The following is a 21,540-nucleotide window of genomic DNA, read 5'->3' as shown; positions in this document are numbered from 1 at the left end:
CGGGGTGGTCTACCAAATTCGATCCAGTAGCAGAAGGGCGGCCACCACCAGACTGCTCATGATCAGCGCATAGAGCAGGTTGTGTTTCATCATGCGGTAGCCGCTGACACCGTAGCGCCCCTGCAACGAGAGGTTGATCCCAGACAGCGGCCCTACCGAGGTGCCGACCGCCCAGGAGGCCAGGGCCGTGAAGGCGAAAAGGGTCTGGCGGTCTGTGCCCAGGTCGAGCATTGAGGCTAGTACCGAGACACCGATGATGGGATGCAGCCCGACAATGGCGCTGGCAACAATGGCCAGGAAACTCAAGATCGCTTGCTCTGCGCCGAAGTGGACGAACAGGGTCCATTCGCTGCCGGTCGCAGCGGCTATGGCGGTGGAGAGGCCATGTGTCAGCAGTCCGGCCGACAGGAACAGCGCAATTTCACCGCGCATGGCGGGCAGTCGCACCAGGGTATGCTGACGAACGCGATAGAGTGTCCAGCGTGGGCCAGCGGGCAGGTTGCTGGCCAGCGCCGCTGCGGGCAGCAGGAAGGTGATGATGCTGACAATGCCAAGTTGTGGTGTCAGTCGGTAGTGAAACAGCATCACCAGGGCTGCCATGACCAGTGGCATCAGCAGGCTTCGGGGCGAGAGCGAGAACCCCGCCACCTCAGCGAGATCGAAGCGCCGCGATAGCTCCAAGGTGGTCAGTGCGCCACTGAGCAGTGCCAGTGGCAACCCCACCGCGAGAATATGTGAGTACTCCATTCCCGGTGCCAGTGTCATCACTACCCCCATGGAGGCGAAGAAGGGTGACCACAGCGCGGCGCTGGAAAGCCCACGGTTGAGTGCCAGCAGCTGCGGCGTAGTCAAGGGGCCGCGTCGAGCGAGTCGATCGCCGATCATGAACACGGTCGACAGATTCAGGATAGTGCCGAGCAGATGGACACCCAGCCAGGTTCCGCCGGTGCCACGCCTCCCGGTGACAGGTCGGCCCAGCGGCCGTTTCGAACCGCTGCGATTGCCGATCAGCCCGATGAAGCTGACCCCCACCAGCATGGCTACCACATAGGTGTTGCCATCCAGGATGGCGGGCCAGGCAACGGTGGCATCGAAGCGCAGCCGGGTCAGCACCAAAAGCCCCAGTCCTATGGCGGTGAGGGCCCCGGCCTGCCAGCGCGTTCGGCGGGGCGTGTCGCGCCACAGCAGTGCCGTTGCCAGCCAGAACACGTAGCCGACCAGGTGTGAAAACGGCAGCAAACCGACGAAGCCCAGGATCTGCAGCAGCAGACCGAGCAGGATCAGCGCCCCGGCCAGGGTGTGGCGTGATGAAGGTGCTGTAGATGAAGGTGCTGTCGATGAAGGCGAGGTCACGTCAACGATAGGCTCCGTCTCGAAAGGTTGGTCAACAGTTTGATAAGCAGTCTAACAAGATACTCCTGGATCAGTCCCGGCTAGCCTCGTCGCGAGCCGCTTCCAGCAGGCCAAGCATGGCCCTGGCCGCATTGGAGAGGGTTCGGCTCTTGTGCATCAGATAGCCCAGGGAGCGATGGATGGGCGGGTGATCCACCACCAGTTCATGCAGGTCGCCGGCCACCAGGTTCTCCGGCAGCAGGCTCCAACCCAGGCCGATGCCGGTCATCATCTTCAACGTTTCCAGATAGTTGGTGGAGAGCGCAACTGGCAGGGAGAGGCCGGCCGAGGCGAAGCGTGTCTCGATAAGCGTGCGGGTGAAGGTCATGGGGCCCGGCAGCACGGCGTCGAAGGCGCAGAGCTCATGCAGCGTCAGTCTGCGCCGTTCTGCCAGGGGGTGGTCATGGGCACAGGCGAAGCAGAGCCGGTCGTGCCACACCGGCACCACTTCGAGTTGCGGGTCCGGGTGTGGCGCGAGCGTCACCACGGCGAGTTCCAGTTCGCCGTCGAGCACCCCCTGGTAGGCTTGTTCGGAGTCGAGAAACTGCAAATCCAGGCGGACTTCCGGATGATTGCAGGTATAGGCCTTGAGCAGCGGCGGCAAGCGGTGAAGGCCGATATGGTGGCTGGTGGCGAATGTCAGGCTGCCGGCTACGCTGCCGCCAAGGTTGACCAGCGCCCGTCGGCTGTCGTCCACCATCACCAGTATCTGCCGGGCACGCGGCAGCAGGATCCGTCCGGCTTCGGTCAACGTGACGCGTCGGCCGATACGGTCGAATAGACGTGCGTCGATCTGGTCTTCCAGCGTGGCGATGCGCTTGGAGACTGCTGGCTGGGTCAGGTGCAGTTGCTCGCCAGCCCGGGAGAAACTGCCGCTGTCGGCCACGGCGAGAAAGGCCTGAAGGCTCTGGGTATCCACGGGCTTCCCTTGTCGAAGTGATGTCTTCCAACTGGTATTCCAATATGGAATCCAATGAATAAATAACATGAATTGCTTTTATGGTCGAGTCGCGCAAGACTGATTGACACAAATGAAGCGCCAAGCGCCAAGCGCCAAGCGCCAAGCGGCGCCGGGGGCAGGTCGTAGCGGAGGTCATTCGCCATGGATGGCGAATGTAGCGCCCAGGGATGGGTTCACAGCGCCTCCGCGAAGGCCTGTCGCCGGGCAAGCCGCGTGCAAGCGACGATTTCAGACCGGACAGGCAAAGGGCCCCAGAGCCCGGGAGAACGATATGGCAGGCCAGACACTCTACGACAAGCTGTGGTCGCAGCACCTGGTGAAGGAGCGCGACGACGGCACCGCACTGATCTATATCGACCGGCAGTTGCTCCACGAAGTGACTTCGCCGCAGGCCTTCGAGGGGCTGCGCCTGGCCGGGCGCAAGCCGTGGCGGCTCGACGCCAACCTGGCAACGCCTGACCACAACGTGCCGACGACGCTCAAGGAGCGTGCCGAGGGCAACGCTGGCATCAAGGATCCGGTGTCGCTGATCCAGGTGCAGACGCTCGATGACAACTGCGTCGAGTTCGGCATCGAGGAGTTCAAGATCAACGACCCGCGCCAGGGCATCGTCCACGTGGTGGGGCCGGAGCAGGGCGCTACCCTGCCGGGGATGACCGTGGTCTGTGGCGACTCTCATACCGCCACCCACGGCGCCTTTGCGGCCCTTGCGCATGGCATCGGCACCTCCGAGGTGGAGCATGTACTTGCCACCCAGTGCCTGCTGGCGCAGAAAATGAAGAACATGCAGGTACGTGTCGAGGGCAAGCTCGGCACGGGTGTCACCGCCAAGGACATCGTATTGGCGGTGATCGGCAGGATCGGTACCGCCGGCGGCACAGGCTACGCCATCGAATTCACCGGCAGCGCGATTCGCGAGCTTTCCATGGAAGGGCGCATGACCGTGTGCAACATGGCCATCGAGGCCGGCGCCCGGGTCGGCCTGATCGCGGTGGACGATACCACCATCGATTATCTCGGTAACCGTCCTTTCGCCCCCACCGGCGAGCTGTGGGATGCAGCCGTTGCCGACTGGCGCAACCTGGTTTCCGATACCGATGCCGCCTTCGACAAGGTCGTTGAGCTCGATGCCACTGAAATCGAGCCACAGGTCAGCTGGGGCACCAGCCCCGAAATGGTCACTGGCATTTCCGGTGAAGTGCCCGACCCGTCCGATGCCCCGGACGAAACCGTGCAGCGTGGCTATGCCCGCGCGCTGGAGTACATGGGCCTTGCGCCGAAGCAGAAGATCACCGACATCCGGCTCGACAAGGTCTTTATCGGCTCATGCACCAATTCGCGCATCGAGGACCTGCGCGAGGCCGCCAAGGTGGCCAGGGGCAAGAAGGTGGCCGAGTCCATTCAACTGGCCATGGTGGTGCCGGGCTCGGGCCTGGTGAAGCGTCAGGCTGAGGCCGAAGGACTCGACCGGGTCTTCATCGAGGCGGGCTTCGAGTGGCGCGAGCCGGGCTGCTCCATGTGCCTGGCGATGAATGCCGACAAGCTCGGCGCCGGTGAGCATTGTGCCTCCACCTCCAATCGTAACTTCGAGGGGCGCCAGGGCTACGGCGGGCGCACCCACCTGGTCAGCCCGGCCATGGCCGCCGCCGCCGCCATTGCCGGACACTTTGTCGATGTGCGTCGATTGGACGTCCAGCCCGTAGCAGAGGAGGCCTGAACCATGAACAAGTTCGAACGCACCGAAGGCCTTGTCGCACCGCTGGACCGGGCCAATGTTGATACCGACCTGATCATCCCCAAGCAGTTCTTGAAATCCATCAAGCGCACCGGCTTCGGCGTCAACCTGTTCGACGAGTTGCGCTATCTCGATGAGGGCTACCCGGGTCAGGATATCGCGGCGCGCTCGCTCAACCCCGATTTCGTGCTCAATCAGGCACGTTACCAAGGGGCAAGCGTTCTGCTGACGCGGCGCAATTTCGGCTGCGGCAGCTCCCGCGAGCATGCCCCCTGGGCACTGGAGGACTTCGGCTTTCGCGTGGTGATCGCGCCGAGCTTCGCCGACATCTTCTACAACAATGCCTTCAAGAATGGCTTGCTGCTGGTCACCCTGCCGGAGGAGACGATCGACCGCCTCTTCGCCGAGCTGGAAGCCAGCGAAGGCTACCGGCTCGACGTGGATCTCGAGAACCAGCGGGTGATCACGCCCTCCGGTGAGATTCTCGAGTTCGAGGTCGATGGCTTCCGCAAGCACTGCCTGCTCGAGGGGCTCGATGATATCGGCCTGACTCTCAAGGACGAGGATGCCATCCGCGCCTTCGAGGAGAAGCATCGGCAGGCACGGCCCTGGCTGTTCCGCGATTCTGTCCAGGCCTGAAGGTCCGCAACGTCCATCAGATCGCATGCCCGTGGGGCCGTAATCGCCGCGGGCGGCCTACGAGGAGGCGCTGTGAACCCATCCTTGGGCGCTACTTTTGCCATCCATGGCAAAAGACCTCCTCTTCGGCCTGCCCCCGGCGCCCCGCGGGGCTGATCCGGCGGCAGGCCTGCGAGGAGGCGCTGTGAACCCATCCTTGGGCGCTACTTTTGCCATCCATGGCAAAAGACCTCCTCTTCGGCCTGCCCCCGGCGGCCCGCTTGGCGACTGGTAGTAGCTACTTAAGGAAACGAAAGAATGACACGCAAGATTCTGGTACTGCCGGGTGACGGCATCGGCCCCGAAATTACCGCCCAGGCCAGCCGCATCCTGGCCGCCTGCCAGGCCCGCGGCCTCGACGTCGAGGTGGAAGAAGGCCTGGTCGGTGGCAGCGCCTACGACGAACACGGGGACCCCCTGCCCGCCGTTACGCTGGACAAGGCCAAGGCCGCCGATGCCATCCTGCTTGGTGCCGTGGGTGGCCCCAAGTGGGACAAGCTGGAGGACCTGGCCAAGCGGCCCGAGAAGGGGCTGCTGGGCCTTCGCAAGAACCTTGGCCTGTTCGGCAACCTGCGCCCGGCCATCACCTACCCGCAGCTGGCCGCCGCCTCCAGCCTCAAGCCCGAGCTGGTCGCCGGCCTCGACATCATGATCGTGCGCGAGCTCACCGGCGGCATCTACTTTGGCCAGCCACGTGGCATCGAGGTGCGCGATGGCGAGCGGGTCGGCTTCAACACCTACGTCTATTCCGAAAGCGAGATTGAGCGCATCGGGCGCGTCGCCTTCGAGATGGCACAGAAGCGCGGCAAGAAACTCTGCAGTGTGGACAAGGCCAACGTGCTCGAGGTCACCATACTGTGGCGCGAGGTCATGGAGCGTCTGGCGCCGGAGTACCTGGACGTCGAGCTCTCGCACATGTACGTTGATAACGCCGCCATGCAGTTGGTGCGCGCGCCCAAGCAGTTCGACGTGATGGTCACCGGCAACATGTTCGGCGACATTCTTTCCGATGCCGCGGCCATGCTGACCGGCTCCATCGGCATGCTGCCCTCGGCCTCGCTCAACGAGACTGGCCAGGGCATGTACGAGCCTTGCCACGGCAGCGCACCGGATATCGCTGGCCAGAACGTGGCGAATCCGCTAGCGACCATACTCTCGGTGGCAATGATGCTGCGCTACTCGCTGGACGAGCCGGCGCTGGCCCGGCGTATCGAAGATGCCGTAGGTAAGGTGCTGGATGATGGCCTGCGAACCGCGGATATTGCTTCCGAAGGAACGCGCAACGTTTCCACTCGCGAAATGGGTGACGCCGTGCTGGCGGCCTTTGAGGCGCTTTGATCACACACTTAACCTGTTATTGCAGGCAAGGGGCGCCGGGGACAGGTTGAAGGGGAGGTCATTTGCCAGGGATGGCAAATGTAGCGCCCAGGGAAGGGTTTACAGCGCCTCCCCGTAGACCTGGCGACGGGTTAGCCCCGGAGGTTTCCGGCCCACCTGTGAAGCGGGGCTGCATCGTATATACTATATGGCCCATTCGATTTCTGGAGGACTTCACATGTTGAAAGTCGGTTTCGTCGGTTGGCGCGGCATGGTGGGCTCGGTACTCATGCAGCGCATGCAGGAAGATGGAGATTTTGACGGCATCGAGCCGATCTTCTTCACCACTTCCCAGGTCGGTAAGCCCGGCCCGGACATCGGCGTCGACGTTCCTCCGCTCAAGGATGCCACCGACATTGATGAGCTCAAGGCACTGGATGTCGTGATCACCTGCCAGGGCGGCGATTATACCGAGGAGGTCTATGGTGACCTGCGCGGCGGCGGTTGGAAGGGCTACTGGATCGATGCCGCCAGCACCCTGCGCATGAAGGACGAAGCCACCATCGTGCTCGACCCGGTCAATCGGCGCGTCATCGACGAACAGCTGGCGAGCGGCGCCAAGACCTTTGTCGGCGGCAACTGCACCGTCAGCCTGATGTTGATGGGCCTGGGCGGATTATTCGAGGCCGACCTGATCGAGTGGATGACTTCCATGACCTACCAGGCTGCTTCCGGCTCCGGGGCCAAGCACATGCGCGAACTGCTCAACCAGATGGGCGCCCTGCGAGATAGCGTGGCCAGCCAATTGGACGATCCGGGCAGTGCGATCCTCGATATCGACCGCAAGGTCACGGCAGCCATGCGCAGCGGTGATTTTCCTGTCGAGAATTTTACCGCACCGCTGGCCGGCAGTCTGCTGCCCTGGATCGACACCAAGCTCGACAATGGCCAGAGCCGAGAGGAGTGGAAGGGCAGCGTCGAGACCAACAAGATTCTCGGGCTGCAGGACAACCCGGTGCCCATCGACGGCATCTGTGTGCGCATCGGTGCCATGCGTTCGCACAGCCAGGCTTTCACTATCAAGTTGAAGAAAGATCTGCCGATAGATGAGATAGAGGAGCGCATTGCCAAACATAACGAGTGGGTCAAGGTGATCCCCAACGACAAGGAGGCCACCATTGCGGGTCTGACTCCTTCAGTCGTTACCGGCACCTTGAGCGTCCCGGTGGGTCGCTTGCGCAAGCTGAACATGGGGGGCGAGTACCTATCCGCCTTCTCTGCCGGCGACCAGCTCCTGTGGGGGGCGGCCGAACCGCTCAAGCGTATGTTGAAGATCCTGCGAGAGCAGTGATCCACCGCTTGAACCAGCGATGGCGGGGCACTTCCTTGGGAGTGCCCCGTTTTTATATTGCCTGATGTAAGCTCGAGGCCAGGTAAGGGTTTGCGGGTTGAAAGGTGGGCAACTATGCGTCCGGAAAGACACAGGCTGATAAGAATGTGATACAAATTTCTTATTGGCTTGATTATTGGCCTTAGAAAAAAATCAAACGTACTGCTGCACGTCGGTGACGACGGCTACGCAAGGGAACCTATGAGACGCAAGCTGACAATTGCCATGCTGCTATCGCTGTCGGCCACAAGCCCTCAGGCGCTGGCACTGGGGGTCGGGGAGGTGGCGGTCCACTCTTCGCTCAATGCGCCGTTGCGTGCCACGATCCCATTGACCGATACCGTGGGGCTCGAGACAGACTTGTTGAGGGTATCGGTGGCCGAACCCCGCGAGTTCGAATCCGCCGGGCTGATCCGCTCGCCGTTGGCCGCCAGCGTGCGTACCGCGGTTCAGGTGCGTGAGGGGCAACTGGTGGTGGACCTGTTCAGTGAGCGGGCAGTGCGCGAGCCCTGGCTGGACTTGATGCTCAGCTTCGAGTGGCCTGGGGGAAGGCAGCTTCGTGAGGTCACTCTGTTGCTGGACCCGCCCGATTACGACCAGTTGCCAGTACTGGTCGGGGGGGCGCCAGCACGATCTGCCGTCTCTGCTGAGCCTTCCGCCGCTGAGCTCGTGCGGGAAGCGCCATCACAGCGCGCCGTCGCACCACCGCGAGACGAGCCATCCGGCGATCCGGCCTGGGTGCGCAGCGGCGATACCCTTTGGGTCGTCGCTGGCCGGTTGCGGCCCGACAGCAGTATCAGCATGGATCAGATGATGGTGGCACTGGTAGAGGCTAATCCGGATATATTTCCCTCCGGCAACATCAACGCCATGCGTGCAGGACATACCCTGGTCGTGCCTTCCCGCGACGCGATTACCGGCCGCTCTTCTCAGCAGGCAAGCGCCGTGGTGCAGGCCATGAACCAGGCTTGGGCCAGTCGTGGCAGCGGCGCTCCTGCTCCTGTCCCCTTCGGTGCGTCCGAGGTTGCCAGTGTCGAAGCCGTGCCAGCCGAGACCACCGAGCATGTCGACACCGCCGGCGAGTCAGAGCCGGTATCCGGAGCCGAAGAGGCTGGCAATGAATTGGTGGGTGGCGTTGAGGAGACCGCAGAGCCCCGCCTCACATTGCTCAGCGATGCCGAACTGGCCGCCGAAGCCGCTGCGGGACCGGCGTCTGCTGAGGGCGGGGCAGGTGGAGGGGAGACGACAGCAGGCACACCGAGTGAGGCTGGCCAGGCATCGACTGACCCGCGGCTTGATCCCGAGGTACTGGTATCCCTTGATGCCGGGGCGCTCGCTCCTCAGAGCGAAGCGCAGCGCCTGGCAAGCCTGGAGCGCCGCTGGCGGGAGAGTCAGAGTGCGCTCGAGGCGGTTCAGGCTGAGCGTGATGCACTACAGAGTGAGCTGGGTGGCCTGCGCAGTGAGGTCGTTGCCATGCGCGACCAGTTGGCCGCCCTGCTTGCCGACGGGCGTGGTGTGGGTGGCCCAGGTGCTGGTGGCCTGCTGCCACCGGGCGGTGAGGCGCTCGAGTCGGAATCGGCCTGGTGGGAGGCGGTCTATCAGGACGGCCTGGACCACCAGCTGATATTGGGTGGGGCAGGGCTGGCGGCCCTGCTGGGCCTTTGGTTGCTGATACGCCGTCGTCGCTACCGGGAATCGGAGTCGAACAAGGGCTTCGCCACCATGCCCAACGTCACCTACGGGGCGCCGGCTGCACCCGTAGCTGTGCCGCCAACTTCCCAGGTGACGCCGCCGGTCGTCGCGGGCATGTCTGTCGCCAGCGCCGAGCCGACTGTCGAGCAGCCTGCGCCGATGCCGCAAGCTGAAGCGATCAGTGAGGCGGATATCTTCATGGCCTACGGCCGCTACGACCAGGCCAGGGAGAGCCTCTTGGCCGGACTCGCTCGTGAGCCCGGGCGGGACGATCTGCGACTAAAACTGCTGGCTGTCCACGTGGAGCAGGGTGACTGGTCATCAGCCGAGCGGGAGGCAGAACGGCTCGCCGAAGGGGGCGATCCATCCATGGTGGCAGAAGCCAGCCGAATCATGGCTGCCCATCGTGCGGCGGCGTCCGACAGCGACATTCACAGTGACCGGGCGCGGGCTGAGTTTGCTGGCGCCAGGGAGTTGCCGCCGCAGGAGTTCGACGCCCTGCTCGATCTTCCAAACCGTGATGGCGAAAATGGCCGCGAGATCGACGATGGCAGTGAGGTCGAGAAACGCAATAAATTCGGTCGAAGCAATGAAGTAGAAGACGACAACGGCAAGACCAGTCGCCAAGTCGGCTCAGCGCGGATCGGTCCGCACGACGAAAATACCCAACTCCACGCCATGCCTGAGCAGTCCCACTTCGCCGAATCGCTGTCGTCATTGGAGGTCGAAGAGGACCAGAGAACGGAGAAGGGAGCAGTGAAGGCAGTGGAGGAGGGAGCGGATGAGGAGGTGGATAAGGAGGTGGAGAATGGCGAGCCCTTGCCGGAATTTCCCTCGCTCAGGGCCTCGGATCAGGCGAGCGATATGATCGACTATCAGCCGCCCACCCTCGATCCTGAACCGGGCCGGCGCGAAGAAACACCGATGCAGCCCTGCATCGATTTTCCCACCACCGCATCGAGCAACGAGACGCTGGCTGAAGTGGCAACCGACGGCGAGCAGGACGTTCCACCGCAGGATGCTGCTCGCCAGAACGAGGCGCGCCCGGCGCCAGAAGAGCAGTGGGAAGTTGAGGAGGTGGCCTTTCCACCTCTGGGCCGGGATAATGAGGCTCCTGACGCCTCCGTGGCCGGGGTCGATGACCTTGACGAGGCGCGCCGATTGCTTGAAACCGGTGCGACAGAACAAGCGCATGCCTTGCTGCAGCGCCTGCGGGACAGCGCTGATCCCAGGCTCCAGGCACAGGCGCAGGAACTGCTCACCCACTACCGACTCTGATGGCCGAATGACCCTGTTTCGACGACTCGATGAACGCCACCCCCTAAGCGGCCGCCTGGCCCTGGGGGTGGAATACGACGGCAGTGCCTACTGTGGTTGGCAGCGCCTCAAGCACTCCCCTTCGGTACAAGCCGAACTGGAGCGGGCGCTGACGAAGGTCGCCAGCCAACCGATTACGGTGCACGCCAGTGGGCGCACCGATTCCGGTGTACATGCTACTCGTCAGATCGTTCACTTCGATCCCTCGGTACCGCGTTCGCAGAAAGCGTGGGTATTCGGCGTGAACGCCAACCTGCCGCGAGACATCGCGGTGCGTTGGGTGCATGAGGTGCCTGACGACTTTCATGCGCGCTTCAAGGCACTGGCAAGGCGGTACCGCTATATCATCCTCAACCAACCGAGTCGGCCGGTACTCGAGAGAAGCAACGTCACCTGGTGTCGCGACCCGCTGGACGCCGAGGCGATGCATCGTGCGGCTCAGGTGTTGATTGGTGAGCATGATTTCTCCAGCTTCCGGGCGGCGGGCTGTCAGTCCAAGACACCGTGGCGCAAGCTGCACTTCATCGAGGTGCACCGGCATGGGCCCCTGGTGGTCGTGGATGTCCAGGGCAACGCCTTCCTTCATCACATGATACGCAATATCGTCGGTGCGCTGGTGGGCGTTGGTCGTGGCCAACGAGGCGACACCTACCTGGCGGAATTGATGGCACTCAAGGACCGCACCCTCTCCGATGTCACTGCCCCGGCCTGTGGCCTGCACTTCGTCGATTCGCTCTACGACGAGGCCTGGGGGCTGCCACGGGAGCCGCTCGGGCCCAACTTGCTGGCGTTCTTGGGTGAATGGACCGGCGAGCGCGAATTGCCCGACTGCCCCATGGTCGAATTCCGACGAGAGCGTCCGCTGGCTGAGTCGCACCCTGCACCAGGGCTGCAGAAGGGTAAGCTGTCCGAGGAGAGGCTGGCCGGGGAGAAAGAGTCATGAGCGAATCGCATCCGCCGCCTCTTCGTACCCGGATCAAGTTCTGCGGCTTGACCCGCGAGCAAGACGTGGATGCCGCCGTGGCTGCCGGTGCCGACGCACTTGGCTTCGTGCTCTGGCCGGGCAGCCGTCGGCATGTCGACGAGGAGCGCCTTGCGTCGCTCGCCGCCCGTGTGCCCGCCTTCGTCACTCGTGTCGGACTTTTCGTCGACCAATCGGTTGAACAGGTCGCCAGCGTCAGCCGGCATCTGGACCTGCTGCAGTTCCACGGTGACGAAACCGCGGATTATTGCACTGGATTCGAGCGCCCCTGGATCAAGGCGCTGCGCATGCGCGGCGATCTCGACCTGCACGCTGCGGCAGAGGCCTATTCCGGTGCCCAGGCGCTACTGCTGGATGCCTATCGTCCCGGGGTGCCGGGCGGCACCGGCGAGACCTTCGACTGGTCGCGAATCCCCTCAAGCCTGGCAAAACCTGTTATTCTCGCGGGAGGTTTGACGCCGGCCAATGTGTCCCAAGCCATCGTCCGTGTGCGTCCCTTTGCGGTAGACGTTTCCGGCGGCGTTGAGGTGGCTCGCGGTTGCAAGGACCCCGAACGGCTTTTGGCCTTTGCGGCGGCGGTGCAGGGTGCCGATAGCGGGTGCCGATAGCGGTTTCGCTAAGCCGTGGTGCGTCGACCGTATCTCCTTGATTTTCTCCTGTTCCTACTGGCGACCCTATGAGGTGTCTTTCGTGAGCAAGTTCAGTGACCTGACCCGACTGCCGGATGCCCGTGGCCACTTTGGCGCGTATGGCGGCCGGTTCGTCTCGGAGACCCTGAGCTTCGCCCTGGACGATCTGGAGAAGGCCTACCTTAGCCTTCGCGACGATCCCCAATTCCAGGCCGAATTCGACTATGACCTGGCCCATTACGTGGGCCGTCCGTCTCCGCTCTATCACGCCGAGCGATGGTCGAAGCAGCTGGGCGGGGCACAGGTCTGGCTCAAGCGGGAAGATCTCAACCATACCGGCGCCCACAAGGTGAACAACACCATTGGCCAGGCGCTCCTGGCCAAGAAGAGCGGCAAGCCACGGGTGATCGCCGAGACTGGTGCCGGGCAGCACGGTGTGGCCACGGCCACGGTGGCGGCACGTCTCGGGCTGAAATGCGATGTCTATATGGGCGCCGAGGACGTCCAGCGCCAGAAACTCAATGTCTATCGCATGCACCTGCTGGGCGCCAACGTGATTCCGGTGGAATCCGGAACCCGCACGCTGAAGGATGCGATGAACGAGGCGCTGCGAGACTGGGTCACCAACGTCGATGACACCTTCTACATCATCGGCACCGTGGCCGGCCCGCACCCCTATCCCATGTTGGTGCGTGATTTCAATGCCGTGGTCGGTCGCGAGGCACGACGCCAGTCGCTGGAGGAATTTGGCCGACTCCCCGACGCGCTGGTTGCCTGTGTCGGCGGCGGCTCCAACGCCATGGGCCTGTTCTACCCCTTCGTCGAAGACGATGACGTGGTCATGTACGGCGTCGAGGCCGGCGGTGACGGTGTCGAGACCGGTCGTCACGCAGCGCCGCTCGCCTCCAATGCACCCCGCGGCGTGTTGCACGGCAACCGTACCTACCTGATGTCGGACGAAGGCGGTCAAGTTTCCGATACCCACTCGATCTCGGCGGGCCTGGACTATCCCGGCGTCGGCCCCGAGCACGCGCTGTGGAAGGATGTCGGGCGTGTCAATTACGTGGCGGCCAACGACGATGCGGTTCTCGAGGCGTTTCGTGAACTGACCCGGGTCGAGGGCATCATGCCGGCACTGGAGTCCGCCCACGCCCTGGCCTATGCCAAGGTGCTGGCGCCGACCATGCGTCCCGACCAGAACATCGTCGTCAACCTTTCCGGGCGCGGCGACAAGGACATCATGACGGTTGCCAAACTCGACGGCATCGAATTCTAAGGGGCTCAAATGAACCGTATCGACCAACGCTTCGCCGCGCTCAAGGCCGATGGCCGTCGGGCGCTGATTCCCTTCATCACCGCTGGTGACCCGGCGCCCGAGCATACCGTTGGTTTCATGCACGCGATGGTGGAAGCGGGCGCCGATATCATCGAGTTGGGTGTGCCATTCTCCGACCCCATGGCCGACGGCCCGGTGATCCAGAAGGCCTGCGAGCGGGCGCTGAAGCACGGCGTACGCCTGACCCATCTGTTCGAGATGGTCCACGAGTTTCGCCAGACCGACACCGATACCCCGGTGGTCCTGATGGGCTACCTGAATCCAGTTGAGCGGATCGGCCTGGACGCCTTCGCCGACCAGGCCGCCGCCGCAGGTGTCGATGGGGTGCTCACCGTCGATATGCCCCCCGAGGAAGCCGATGTGCTCGGGCCTATCCTCAAGGCGCGTGGGCTGGCCTCGATCTTTCTCGTTGCCCCTACCACTTCCCATGAGCGGGCCGCTACAATATGCGGCCATGGCGAAGGCTACCTCTACTATGTGGCCCTCAAGGGTGTGACCGGTGCCGCAACGCTCAATGCAGAGGATGTGGCCAGCCATCTGGCACCGCTGCGCGAACTGACTGACCTTCCGCTCTGCGTGGGCTTTGGTATCCGCGACGGTGCCTCGGCAGCCGAGGTCGGCAAGGTGGCCGATGGCGTGATTGTCGGCAGTGCATTGGTCAGCCGTATCGCTGCCAATGCCGAGAATCCTGGCCTTATAGCCGGTGAACTCAAGGCGGTACTGAGTGAAATGCGCACGGCCCTGGATGCCCTGAGCGGTCGCTGACGTCGCCAACCGATTCGATACACGACGCCCGGCCACGCCGGGCGTGACAGCATACGGAAGCCTTTCATGAGCTGGCTTGACAAGATCGTCCCTTCCATGGGGCGTATACAACGCAAGGATCGCCGGGCCAGCGTGCCCGATGGCCTGTGGCGCAAGTGTCCCAAATGCGAAGCGGTGCTCTACCTGCCTGAGCTGGAGAAGCACCACAACGTCTGCCCCAAGTGTGACCATCACATGCGGCTGACTGCGCGCAAGCGCATCGACTGGTTCCTCGACAAGGAGGGGCGCGAGGAGATATCGGCGGATCTCGAGCCCATGGATCGCCTCAAGTTTCGCGACTCGAAGAAGTACAAGGATCGCCTCAGTGCTGCCCAGAAGGAAACCGGCGAGAAGGATGCGCTGATTGCCGTGCGTGGCAGTCTCGACGGCCTGCCGGTGGTCATAGTGGCCTTCGAGTTCACCTTCATGGGTGGTTCCATGGGGGCCGTGGTGGGCGAGAAGTTCGTGCGTGCCGCCACCCTGGCCCTGGAGGAGCGCATACCACTGATCTGCTTCTCAGCCTCGGGTGGTGCGCGTATGCAAGAGGCGCTGTTCTCGCTGATGCAGATGGCCAAGACATCGGCGGCGCTGGAGCGGTTGCGCGAGGCGGGCGTGCCCTACATTTCGGTGCTGACAGACCCGGTGTTCGGTGGTGTTTCCGCGTCGCTGGCCATGCTTGGCGACCTTAACGTAGCTGAGCCCAATGCGCTGATCGGTTTTGCCGGCCCGCGGGTCATCGAGCAGACCGTTCGCGAGAAGTTACCCGAGGGCTTCCAGCGCAGCGAATTCTTGCTTGAGCACGGTACCGTGGACATGATCGTGTCGCGGGGCGATATGCGCAACCGGCTGGGTGGAGTGCTGCGCAAGCTGACCCACCAGCCTGCAATCGGTCTCGACGAGGAGCTGCTGGGCGAGCCGGATCTGGTCGATATGGCCGAGCAGGGCGAAGAGGCTGATGTTGAACAGTCCCTTGCCTCCGAGCCGACTGACTCTGCGGATGAGTCTTTGGAACCGGGCGAGCCTGACAGTGAAGACGACCGCTCCGAGCCGGCGCGTTGACCCGGCCGTGACGCGACCCGATACATCCCACCGTCTCGATGCCTGGTTGGCTCGGCTGGAAGCAGCGCATCCCATGGGTATCGACCTCGGCCTCGACAGAGTGTCCGAGGTCGGCCGTCGCATGTGTCTACTCGACGCCACCCTGGCTCGGCGTGTCATTACCGTCGCGGGAACCAACGGCAAAGGCTCCACGGTTGCCATGCTCGAGGCGCTGGCCCGAGCGCATGGTCTTTCCACCGCGAGCTATACGTCGCCACATCTTCTCCGCTACAACGAGCGGCTTCGCCTGGATGGGGTTGAGGCCAGCGACGATATGCTGATTGCGGGGTTCGAGGTGGTCGAGGCGGCACGCCTTGACGGCAGCCCTGTCAGCCTGAGTTACTTTGAGGTAGGTACGCTAGCGGCTCTCTGGACTATAAAAGGGTTGCAGCCGGATATGGCAATCCTGGAGGTCGGCCTCGGCGGACGGCTGGACGCGGTGAATATCATCGATGCCGACGTGGCGGTAATCACTACCATCGCCCGTGACCACGCAGCGTACCTGGGCGACGACCTCGATGGTATCGGCCGTGAAAAAGCGGGTATCTTTCGCATGGGCAGGCCAGCGGTTTTGGGCAGCCGCGACCTCCCGGACAGCGTGCGTACGACGGCAGTTGAGCGTGGGACTACTATTGTGGCCATCGGTGAAGCCTTTGATTGGCAGGAAGCGGGTCCATCCGGCTGGCGCTGGCAGGGTGGCGAATCCGTTGCCGGCAGCGATTCTCTCGATGACTTGCCTGACCCTGGCCTACCGCTGGACAATGCAGCAACGGCGCTCAAGGCCCTGACTCTGGCCGATGTGGCCCTGGATACTGCCGCCTGTCGGCGGGCACTGGCCGACGTCAGGTTGCCGGGGCGGATGCAGTGGCTGGGGCAGTGGTGTCTCGATGTCGGGCACAACCCGCATGCGGCGGCCTATCTGGCAGGGCGGCTACAGGCCATGCCCTGCAAGGGTCGAACCTGGATACTGCTGGGCATGCTGGGCGACAAGGATGCCGATGGCGTGATAGGCGCCTTGGCAGCAGTCGCGGACGCCTGGGTGACAGTGACCCTGGTGGGCGAGCGTGCGCGCACTGCGTCGGAGCTGGCCGAACACGTTCACGCAAGTGGCGCGGCGGTGGCTTTCCAGGCGACATCGCCGGAGGCAGGAGCCGAGTGGCTGAGCAGCCGGCTCGCCCCTGAAGACCGAGTACTGGTCTGCGGCTCCTTCTTTACCGTAGGCGCCATTCTGGCATGGATGCAGGCATAGCTGTGGCTTAGCCTGGGCAGGAGGTCAAGATGAAGTACGGAATGCGTGAGCGTATCAGCGGGGCCATTATCCTGATCGCCCTGGCGGTGATTTTCGTGCCGATGCTGTTCGACGATCCGGCACCCCGCGACGAGCGACCGCAACCGATCATGAGTATCGAGCAGCCGGTGCCGGTTGAGCGACGCGATATCCCTGATCCACAGCCGCCAAGTAGCCTGGGGGAAATCCGTGGCCCCGGCTCGTCGCCAGGAGAGGCAAGCTCGCTGTCTGAGCCCGCCGATATCGAACCTGTCGTTGAACTTGGTATTGATGCACCGGAAGAGGCGCTTGTCGTTGAGGTGCCGCCAACTGAGGTGCTCCAGCCGGACCTCGCGCAACAGGTGCCCGAGGCTGACGAACCGCTGGTTCGGGATGTGCCTGCCGAAGACCCCATCGCTGACCTGGCCCGTGCAGCATCCGAGCGGCTCGACAGCCGACAGGCTGATGCTGAGCCGAGTGCCACGTCCACGACTGCGGCCGGCGAGTGGGCAGTACAGGTGGGCAGCTTCGCCGAACTGGGCAACGCCGAGCGGCTCCAGGCCCAACTGGTGGAGCAGGGGTTCTCGGCTTATAGCCAACGTCGTGACAACAACATGACCACGGTATACGTCGGACCCTACGACTCCTCCGAGTCTGGCGAGCGCGCCATGGCTGAGCTGAAAGAGCAGGCCAACCTTCAAGGACTGCTGGTACGGGTGAGGGAGTGACGTAAAGAGTGAACCCATGTTACTGACTTGGATTGACTGGATATTTCTCGGCGTACTGGCGGTATCGACCCTGGCGGGCTTCATGCGCGGTCTGATCCGGGAAGGGCTTGGGCTGGCGGCGTGGATCATCGCCCTGCTGGCGGCGCGGTTGCTGGCCGAGCCTGTGGCCGACCTGTTGTCAGGGTTCATCGACAATCCCGATGGCCGCCTGGTGCTGGCCTTCGTGCTGGTGATCCTCGGGGTCATCTTGCTCTGCGGCATCGTCATCCGCATGGTCCATGCGGCAGTGGAGTGGGTCGGCATGGGATTTTTCAATCGCGTGGCAGGCGCCTGCTTCGGTGTAGCGCGTGGGGCGGCGATACTGATCATCGCCACCATCCTGATCACGCTGACCCCGTTGGCCCAGCTTCAAGCCTGGCAGGAGGCTGAGCTGAGGCCCGCCTTCGAGCAGTTGCGTGACTGGGCAGTCAGCCAATTGGAAGCCTGGGAGGATCGGGTGCCCGAGACACCCGAGTCGTGGCGTAACCTGTCGTTTCCGCAAAGCCGCGAAGCCACCGAGCGCGAAGCGCCCAGCGTCCCAAACGAGACCACGCTCTGAGCCATCGGCTTTATGTTCTTGACGATCATCCTGACCCAGCGCACGACACGCGAACGACAATTGAACGATATGCCGGCCTCCAGGCCGGCCCCATGGCAGCGAGGTAAGGTGGAATGTGCGGTATCGTGGGCCTTCTGGCCAAGCAGACCGTCAACCAGGCGATCTATGACGCCCTGACGGTGCTACAGCATCGCGGACAGGATGCCGCCGGCATGATGACATGGAGCGAAGGCCGCTTTCTTCTCCGCAAGAGCAACGGTCTGGTACGCGATGTCTTCCACACTCGCCACATGGCACGGCTGAAGGGTAACGTGGGCATCGGCCACGTGCGCTACCCCACGGCCGGCTCGTCCAGCGAGGCGGAGTCCCAGCCCTTCTACGTCAACTCGCCCTATGGGATTTCGCTGGCGCACAACGGCAATCTGACCAATTCGGATCAGCTCAAACAGGAGTTGTTCTCCTCTGACCTGCGCCACATCAACACCAGTTCCGACTCCGAGGTACTGCTTAATGTCTTCGCCCATGAGCTGGGCAAGCAAGGTCCCCACCTGGAACCGGGCGACATCTTCGATGCCGTGCGTCGTGTCTATCGGCGCTGCCGTGGGGGTTATGCGGCCGTGGCAATCATCAACGGCTTCGGCCTGGTGGCCTTCCGCGACCCCAACGGCATTCGTCCGGTGGTATTCGGCACCCGCGACGAGGGCAGCGGCCAGGAGGTGATGATTGCCTCGGAGTCGGTGGCTCTCGACGTGGGCGGTTTCGAACTGCATCGCGACCTAGCGCCCGGCGAGGCGATCTTCGTCGACATGGAGGGCAATATCCATACGCAATCCTGTGCCGACCGTCCCAACCTTGCGCCTTGCATCTTCGAGCACGTCTACCTGGCTCGCCCGGACTCCATTCTCGACGGTGCCTATGTCTATGGCACCCGCATGCAGATGGGCCGCAAGCTCGGCGATCGCATTCGCAGCGAATGGCCGGAACACGACATCGACGTGGTTATCCCGATTCCCGATACGTCACGCACCTCGGCGCTGGAGCTGGCTCAGCACCTGGGTGTGACGTATCGGGAAGGTTTCATGAAGAACCGCTATATCGGCCGGACCTTCATCATGCCCGGCCAGACCCAGCGCAAGAAGTCGGTGCGCCAGAAGCTCAACGCCATCGACATCGAGTTCAAGGGTAAGAATGTGCTGCTGGTGGATGACTCTATCGTGCGCGGTACCACCTGCAAGCAGATCATCCAGATGGCACGTGAGGCCGGTGCCAACAAGGTCTACTTCGCCTCGGCGGCCCCCCCCGTGCGCTATCCTAATGTCTACGGGATCGACATGCCGGCCGCCAACGAACTGATTGCCCATGGTCGCAGTGAAACCGAGGTGGGCGAGCTCATTGGTGCCGACAGGATCTTCTACCAGGATCTGGAGGACCTCAAGGCAGCCTGTCGTGAGGTGAATCCGGAACTGGCTACCTTCGATTGTTCGGTCTTCGATGGTCGCTACATCACTGGCGATATCGATGACGGCTATCTGTCGGCGCTCGAGGCATCGCGCAACGACGCCGCCAAGCAGCAGCAGAGCACGGGCGGCCATGCGCTGGTGGGAATGCACAATCAGGACGACGACATCGACGACTGATCGCTGCCAAGAACAAGGGACCGAACATGCACGACGACCCGACACCGGAAGGAGCCTGGGCTCTGGAGACCCAAGCGATTCGCGCCGGCCACCAGCGCACCTTCGAGCAGGAGCACAGCGAGCCGATCTTTCCTACGTCGAGCTTCGTCTATGGTAGCGCGGCAGAAGCCGCACGGAAGTTTGGTGGCGAGGAGGCTGGCAACGTCTACTCGCGCTTCACCAATCCTACGGTGCATACCTTCGAACGCCGCTTGGCGGTAATGGAGGGGGGCGAGCGCTGCGTAGCCACCAGCTCCGGTATGTCAGCCATACTGGCCACGGTCATGGCGCTGCTGTCGGCCGGCGATGAGATAGTCGCCTCACGCTCGCTGTTCGGTTCGACGGTCAGCCTCTTCGACAAGTATTTCGGCAAGCTGGGTATCACCACGCACTATGTGGCGTTGTCGGACCTTGCGGCCTGGGAAGCAGCCATCACGCCGAACACTCGCCTGTTGTTCGCCGAGACGCCCTCCAATCCGCTCTCGGAGCTCGTCGACATCGAAGCCCTTGCCAAGATAGCCCATCGGCATGACGCGCTGTTGGCCATCGATAACTGTTTTCTGACTCCGGCGCTCCAGCGGCCGCTGGCGCTGGGCGCCGACTTGGTCATCCACTCGGCCACCAAGTACCTGGATGGGCAGGGCAGGGCGGTGGGTGGCGCGGTGGTTGGGCGCAACCAGGAGCTGGAGGAGATCTTCGGTGTTGTGCGCACATGCGGACCCTGTCTCAGCCCGTTCAATGCCTGGATATTCACCAAGGGGCTTGAAACCCTGAGTCTGCGCATGCGGGCACACTGCGAGAATGCCCTGACGCTGGCGCAGTGGCTGGTGAGTCATCCGGCCGTGGAGAAGGTCTACTACAGTGGCTTGGAACACCATCCGCAGCATGCGCTGGCGTCGCGTCAACAGCAGGGCTTCGGCGCGGTGCTCGGTTTCGAGGTGAAGGGCGGGCGTGAAGTTGCCTGGTCGGTGATCGATGCCACGCGCATGCTCTCCATCACCGGCAACCTGGGGGACGTCAAGACCACCATCACTCATCCCGCCACCACAACCCATGGCCGCCTCTCCGACGACCAGAAACTCGCTGCCGGTATCACCGAGGGCTTGATTCGCGTGGCGGTGGGACTGGAGTCTCTCGACGATATTCGCACCGACCTGGCGCGGGGACTCGATGCCTTGGTTTGAGCTGTTCGTTTGGCGAGAGGTATGGCATTAACCTGGCAGGAGCTTGTGTCCTGGCGGGTAGTTGTCGCTTTCCGACAGCGTCATTTTTTTGGTTCTACGCAGACTGGCGTGAAGAGGCCGCAGGCCTCCCGGCGGGGTTGCCAGTGCCAGCGACCATCGACAACGCCGTGGCCTCCGCCAAGGCGCCAGTCGCGATGGGGACCAGCGCTCCAACAGCTGTTTTTTCCATTAAGGCAAACCACACCGCTGTTGGAGCATCTTCAGATCACGACTGGAGGCCGCAGGCCTCCCGGCGGGGTTGCCAGTGCCAGCGACCATCGACAACGCCGTGGCCTCCGCCAAGGCGCCTGACGGCGCCAGTCGCGATGGGAACCAGCGCTCCAACAGCTGTTTTTTCCATTAAGGCAAACCACACCGCTGTTGGAGTATCTTCAGATCACGACTGGAGGCCGAAGGACTCCCGGCGGTGTTGCCATGATCGCGGTAATAGCCAGCGTCGGCAGCCTCCGCCGGGGCGCCTGGCGGCGCCAGTCGCGATGGAGACCAGCGCTCCAACAACGATCCTCTCCACCAACGGCGCCACGCGCTGTTGGAGTATCTTCAGATCACGACTGGAGGCCGCAGGCCTCCCGGCAGTGTTGCCATGGTCGCGGTAATAGCCAGCGTCGGCAGCCTCCGCCGGGCGCCTGCCGGCGCCAGTCGCGATGGAGACCAGCGCTCCAACAACGATCCTCTCCACCGACAGTGCCACGTCGT

The 21,540-nt window shown here is 63.2% G+C and carries 18 protein-coding genes; 15 read left to right on the top strand and 3 right to left on the bottom strand.

Annotated features, from left to right (window positions below; genetic code table 11):
• Positions 1-9: 9 nt before the first annotated feature.
• Positions 10-1,353, bottom strand: a complete 1,344-nt coding sequence (locus DU490_RS02085; RefSeq protein ID WP_258801139.1) for a hypothetical protein — start codon at positions 1,351-1,353, stop codon at positions 10-12.
• Positions 1,354-1,423: 70 nt separating this feature from the next.
• Positions 1,424-2,311, bottom strand: coding sequence for a LysR family transcriptional regulator (locus DU490_RS02080; protein WP_114572688.1), 888 nt, complete (start codon positions 2,309-2,311; stop codon positions 1,424-1,426).
• Positions 2,312-2,624: 313 nt separating this feature from the next.
• Here DU490_RS02080 and leuC point away from each other — a divergent pair, with 313 nt between their 5' ends.
• The 15 genes from leuC (at position 2,625) to DU490_RS02005 (ending at position 20,784) form a co-directional block, all read left to right on the top strand.
• Positions 2,625-4,070 (top strand): 3-isopropylmalate dehydratase large subunit, encoded by a 1,446-nt coding sequence (gene leuC / locus DU490_RS02075; RefSeq protein WP_114572687.1) that lies wholly within the window; start codon positions 2,625-2,627, stop codon positions 4,068-4,070.
• A gap of 3 nt (positions 4,071-4,073) precedes the next feature.
• Positions 4,074-4,727: a 3-isopropylmalate dehydratase small subunit gene (leuD, locus tag DU490_RS02070; protein ID WP_114572686.1), complete on the top strand. Its 654-nt coding sequence runs from the start codon at positions 4,074-4,076 to the stop codon at positions 4,725-4,727.
• 297 nt (positions 4,728-5,024) lie between these two features.
• Complete coding sequence (leuB, locus tag DU490_RS02065; RefSeq protein WP_114572685.1) at positions 5,025-6,104, top strand: 3-isopropylmalate dehydrogenase; 1,080 nt, start codon at positions 5,025-5,027, stop codon at positions 6,102-6,104.
• Between the two features lie 217 nt (positions 6,105-6,321).
• Complete coding sequence (asd, locus tag DU490_RS02060; protein ID WP_114572684.1) at positions 6,322-7,434, top strand: aspartate-semialdehyde dehydrogenase; 1,113 nt, start codon at positions 6,322-6,324, stop codon at positions 7,432-7,434.
• Between the two features lie 240 nt (positions 7,435-7,674).
• Positions 7,675-10,443: a FimV/HubP family polar landmark protein gene (locus DU490_RS02055; RefSeq protein WP_114572683.1), complete on the top strand. Its 2,769-nt coding sequence runs from the start codon at positions 7,675-7,677 to the stop codon at positions 10,441-10,443.
• Positions 10,444-10,450: 7 nt separating this feature from the next.
• Complete coding sequence (gene truA, locus DU490_RS02050; protein WP_114572682.1) at positions 10,451-11,425, top strand: tRNA pseudouridine(38-40) synthase TruA; 975 nt, start codon at positions 10,451-10,453, stop codon at positions 11,423-11,425.
• Entirely contained in the window at positions 11,422-12,072 is a 651-nt protein-coding gene (locus DU490_RS02045) for a phosphoribosylanthranilate isomerase (RefSeq protein ID WP_114572681.1), read from the top strand. The genes truA and DU490_RS02045 overlap by 4 nt, the downstream gene beginning before the upstream one ends.
• Before the next feature lie 82 nt (positions 12,073-12,154).
• Complete coding sequence (gene trpB, locus DU490_RS02040) at positions 12,155-13,369, top strand: tryptophan synthase subunit beta (protein ID WP_114572680.1); 1,215 nt, start codon at positions 12,155-12,157, stop codon at positions 13,367-13,369.
• Between the two features lie 9 nt (positions 13,370-13,378).
• A complete protein-coding gene (gene trpA, locus DU490_RS02035; protein WP_114572679.1) occupies positions 13,379-14,194 on the top strand; it encodes a tryptophan synthase subunit alpha in 816 nt (271 codons plus the stop codon).
• A gap of 66 nt (positions 14,195-14,260) precedes the next feature.
• Positions 14,261-15,292, top strand: coding sequence for an acetyl-CoA carboxylase, carboxyltransferase subunit beta (gene accD / locus DU490_RS02030; protein ID WP_114572678.1), 1,032 nt, complete (start codon positions 14,261-14,263; stop codon positions 15,290-15,292).
• On the top strand, positions 15,261-16,580 hold the full coding sequence (gene folC, locus DU490_RS02025) for a bifunctional tetrahydrofolate synthase/dihydrofolate synthase (RefSeq protein ID WP_404872824.1): 1,320 nt from the start codon (positions 15,261-15,263) through the stop codon (positions 16,578-16,580). Before accD ends, folC begins: the two co-directional genes overlap by 32 nt.
• 29 nt (positions 16,581-16,609) lie before the next feature.
• Positions 16,610-17,326 (top strand): SPOR domain-containing protein, encoded by a 717-nt coding sequence (locus tag DU490_RS02020; protein ID WP_181869927.1) that lies wholly within the window; start codon positions 16,610-16,612, stop codon positions 17,324-17,326.
• A gap of 16 nt (positions 17,327-17,342) precedes the next feature.
• Positions 17,343-17,924, top strand: a complete 582-nt coding sequence (locus DU490_RS02015; RefSeq protein WP_114572676.1) for a CvpA family protein — start codon at positions 17,343-17,345, stop codon at positions 17,922-17,924.
• Between the two features lie 113 nt (positions 17,925-18,037).
• Positions 18,038-19,561 (top strand): amidophosphoribosyltransferase, encoded by a 1,524-nt coding sequence (gene purF, locus DU490_RS02010; RefSeq protein ID WP_114572675.1) that lies wholly within the window; start codon positions 18,038-18,040, stop codon positions 19,559-19,561.
• A gap of 26 nt (positions 19,562-19,587) precedes the next feature.
• Complete coding sequence (locus DU490_RS02005) at positions 19,588-20,784, top strand: O-succinylhomoserine sulfhydrylase (RefSeq protein ID WP_114572674.1); 1,197 nt, start codon at positions 19,588-19,590, stop codon at positions 20,782-20,784.
• Between the two features lie 436 nt (positions 20,785-21,220).
• Here the strand turns inward: DU490_RS02005 and DU490_RS17285 are convergent.
• Positions 21,221-21,540: hypothetical protein (locus DU490_RS17285; protein ID WP_220270437.1), on the bottom strand; the 320-nt coding region annotated here is incomplete at its 5' end.

The organism is Halomonas sp. DQ26W (assembly GCF_003339685.1).
Classification (GTDB): domain Bacteria; phylum Pseudomonadota; class Gammaproteobacteria; order Pseudomonadales; family Halomonadaceae; genus Halomonas.
Note: the sequence above shows the minus strand (reverse complement) of the source record. Positions and strands in the feature narration are given on the sequence as shown.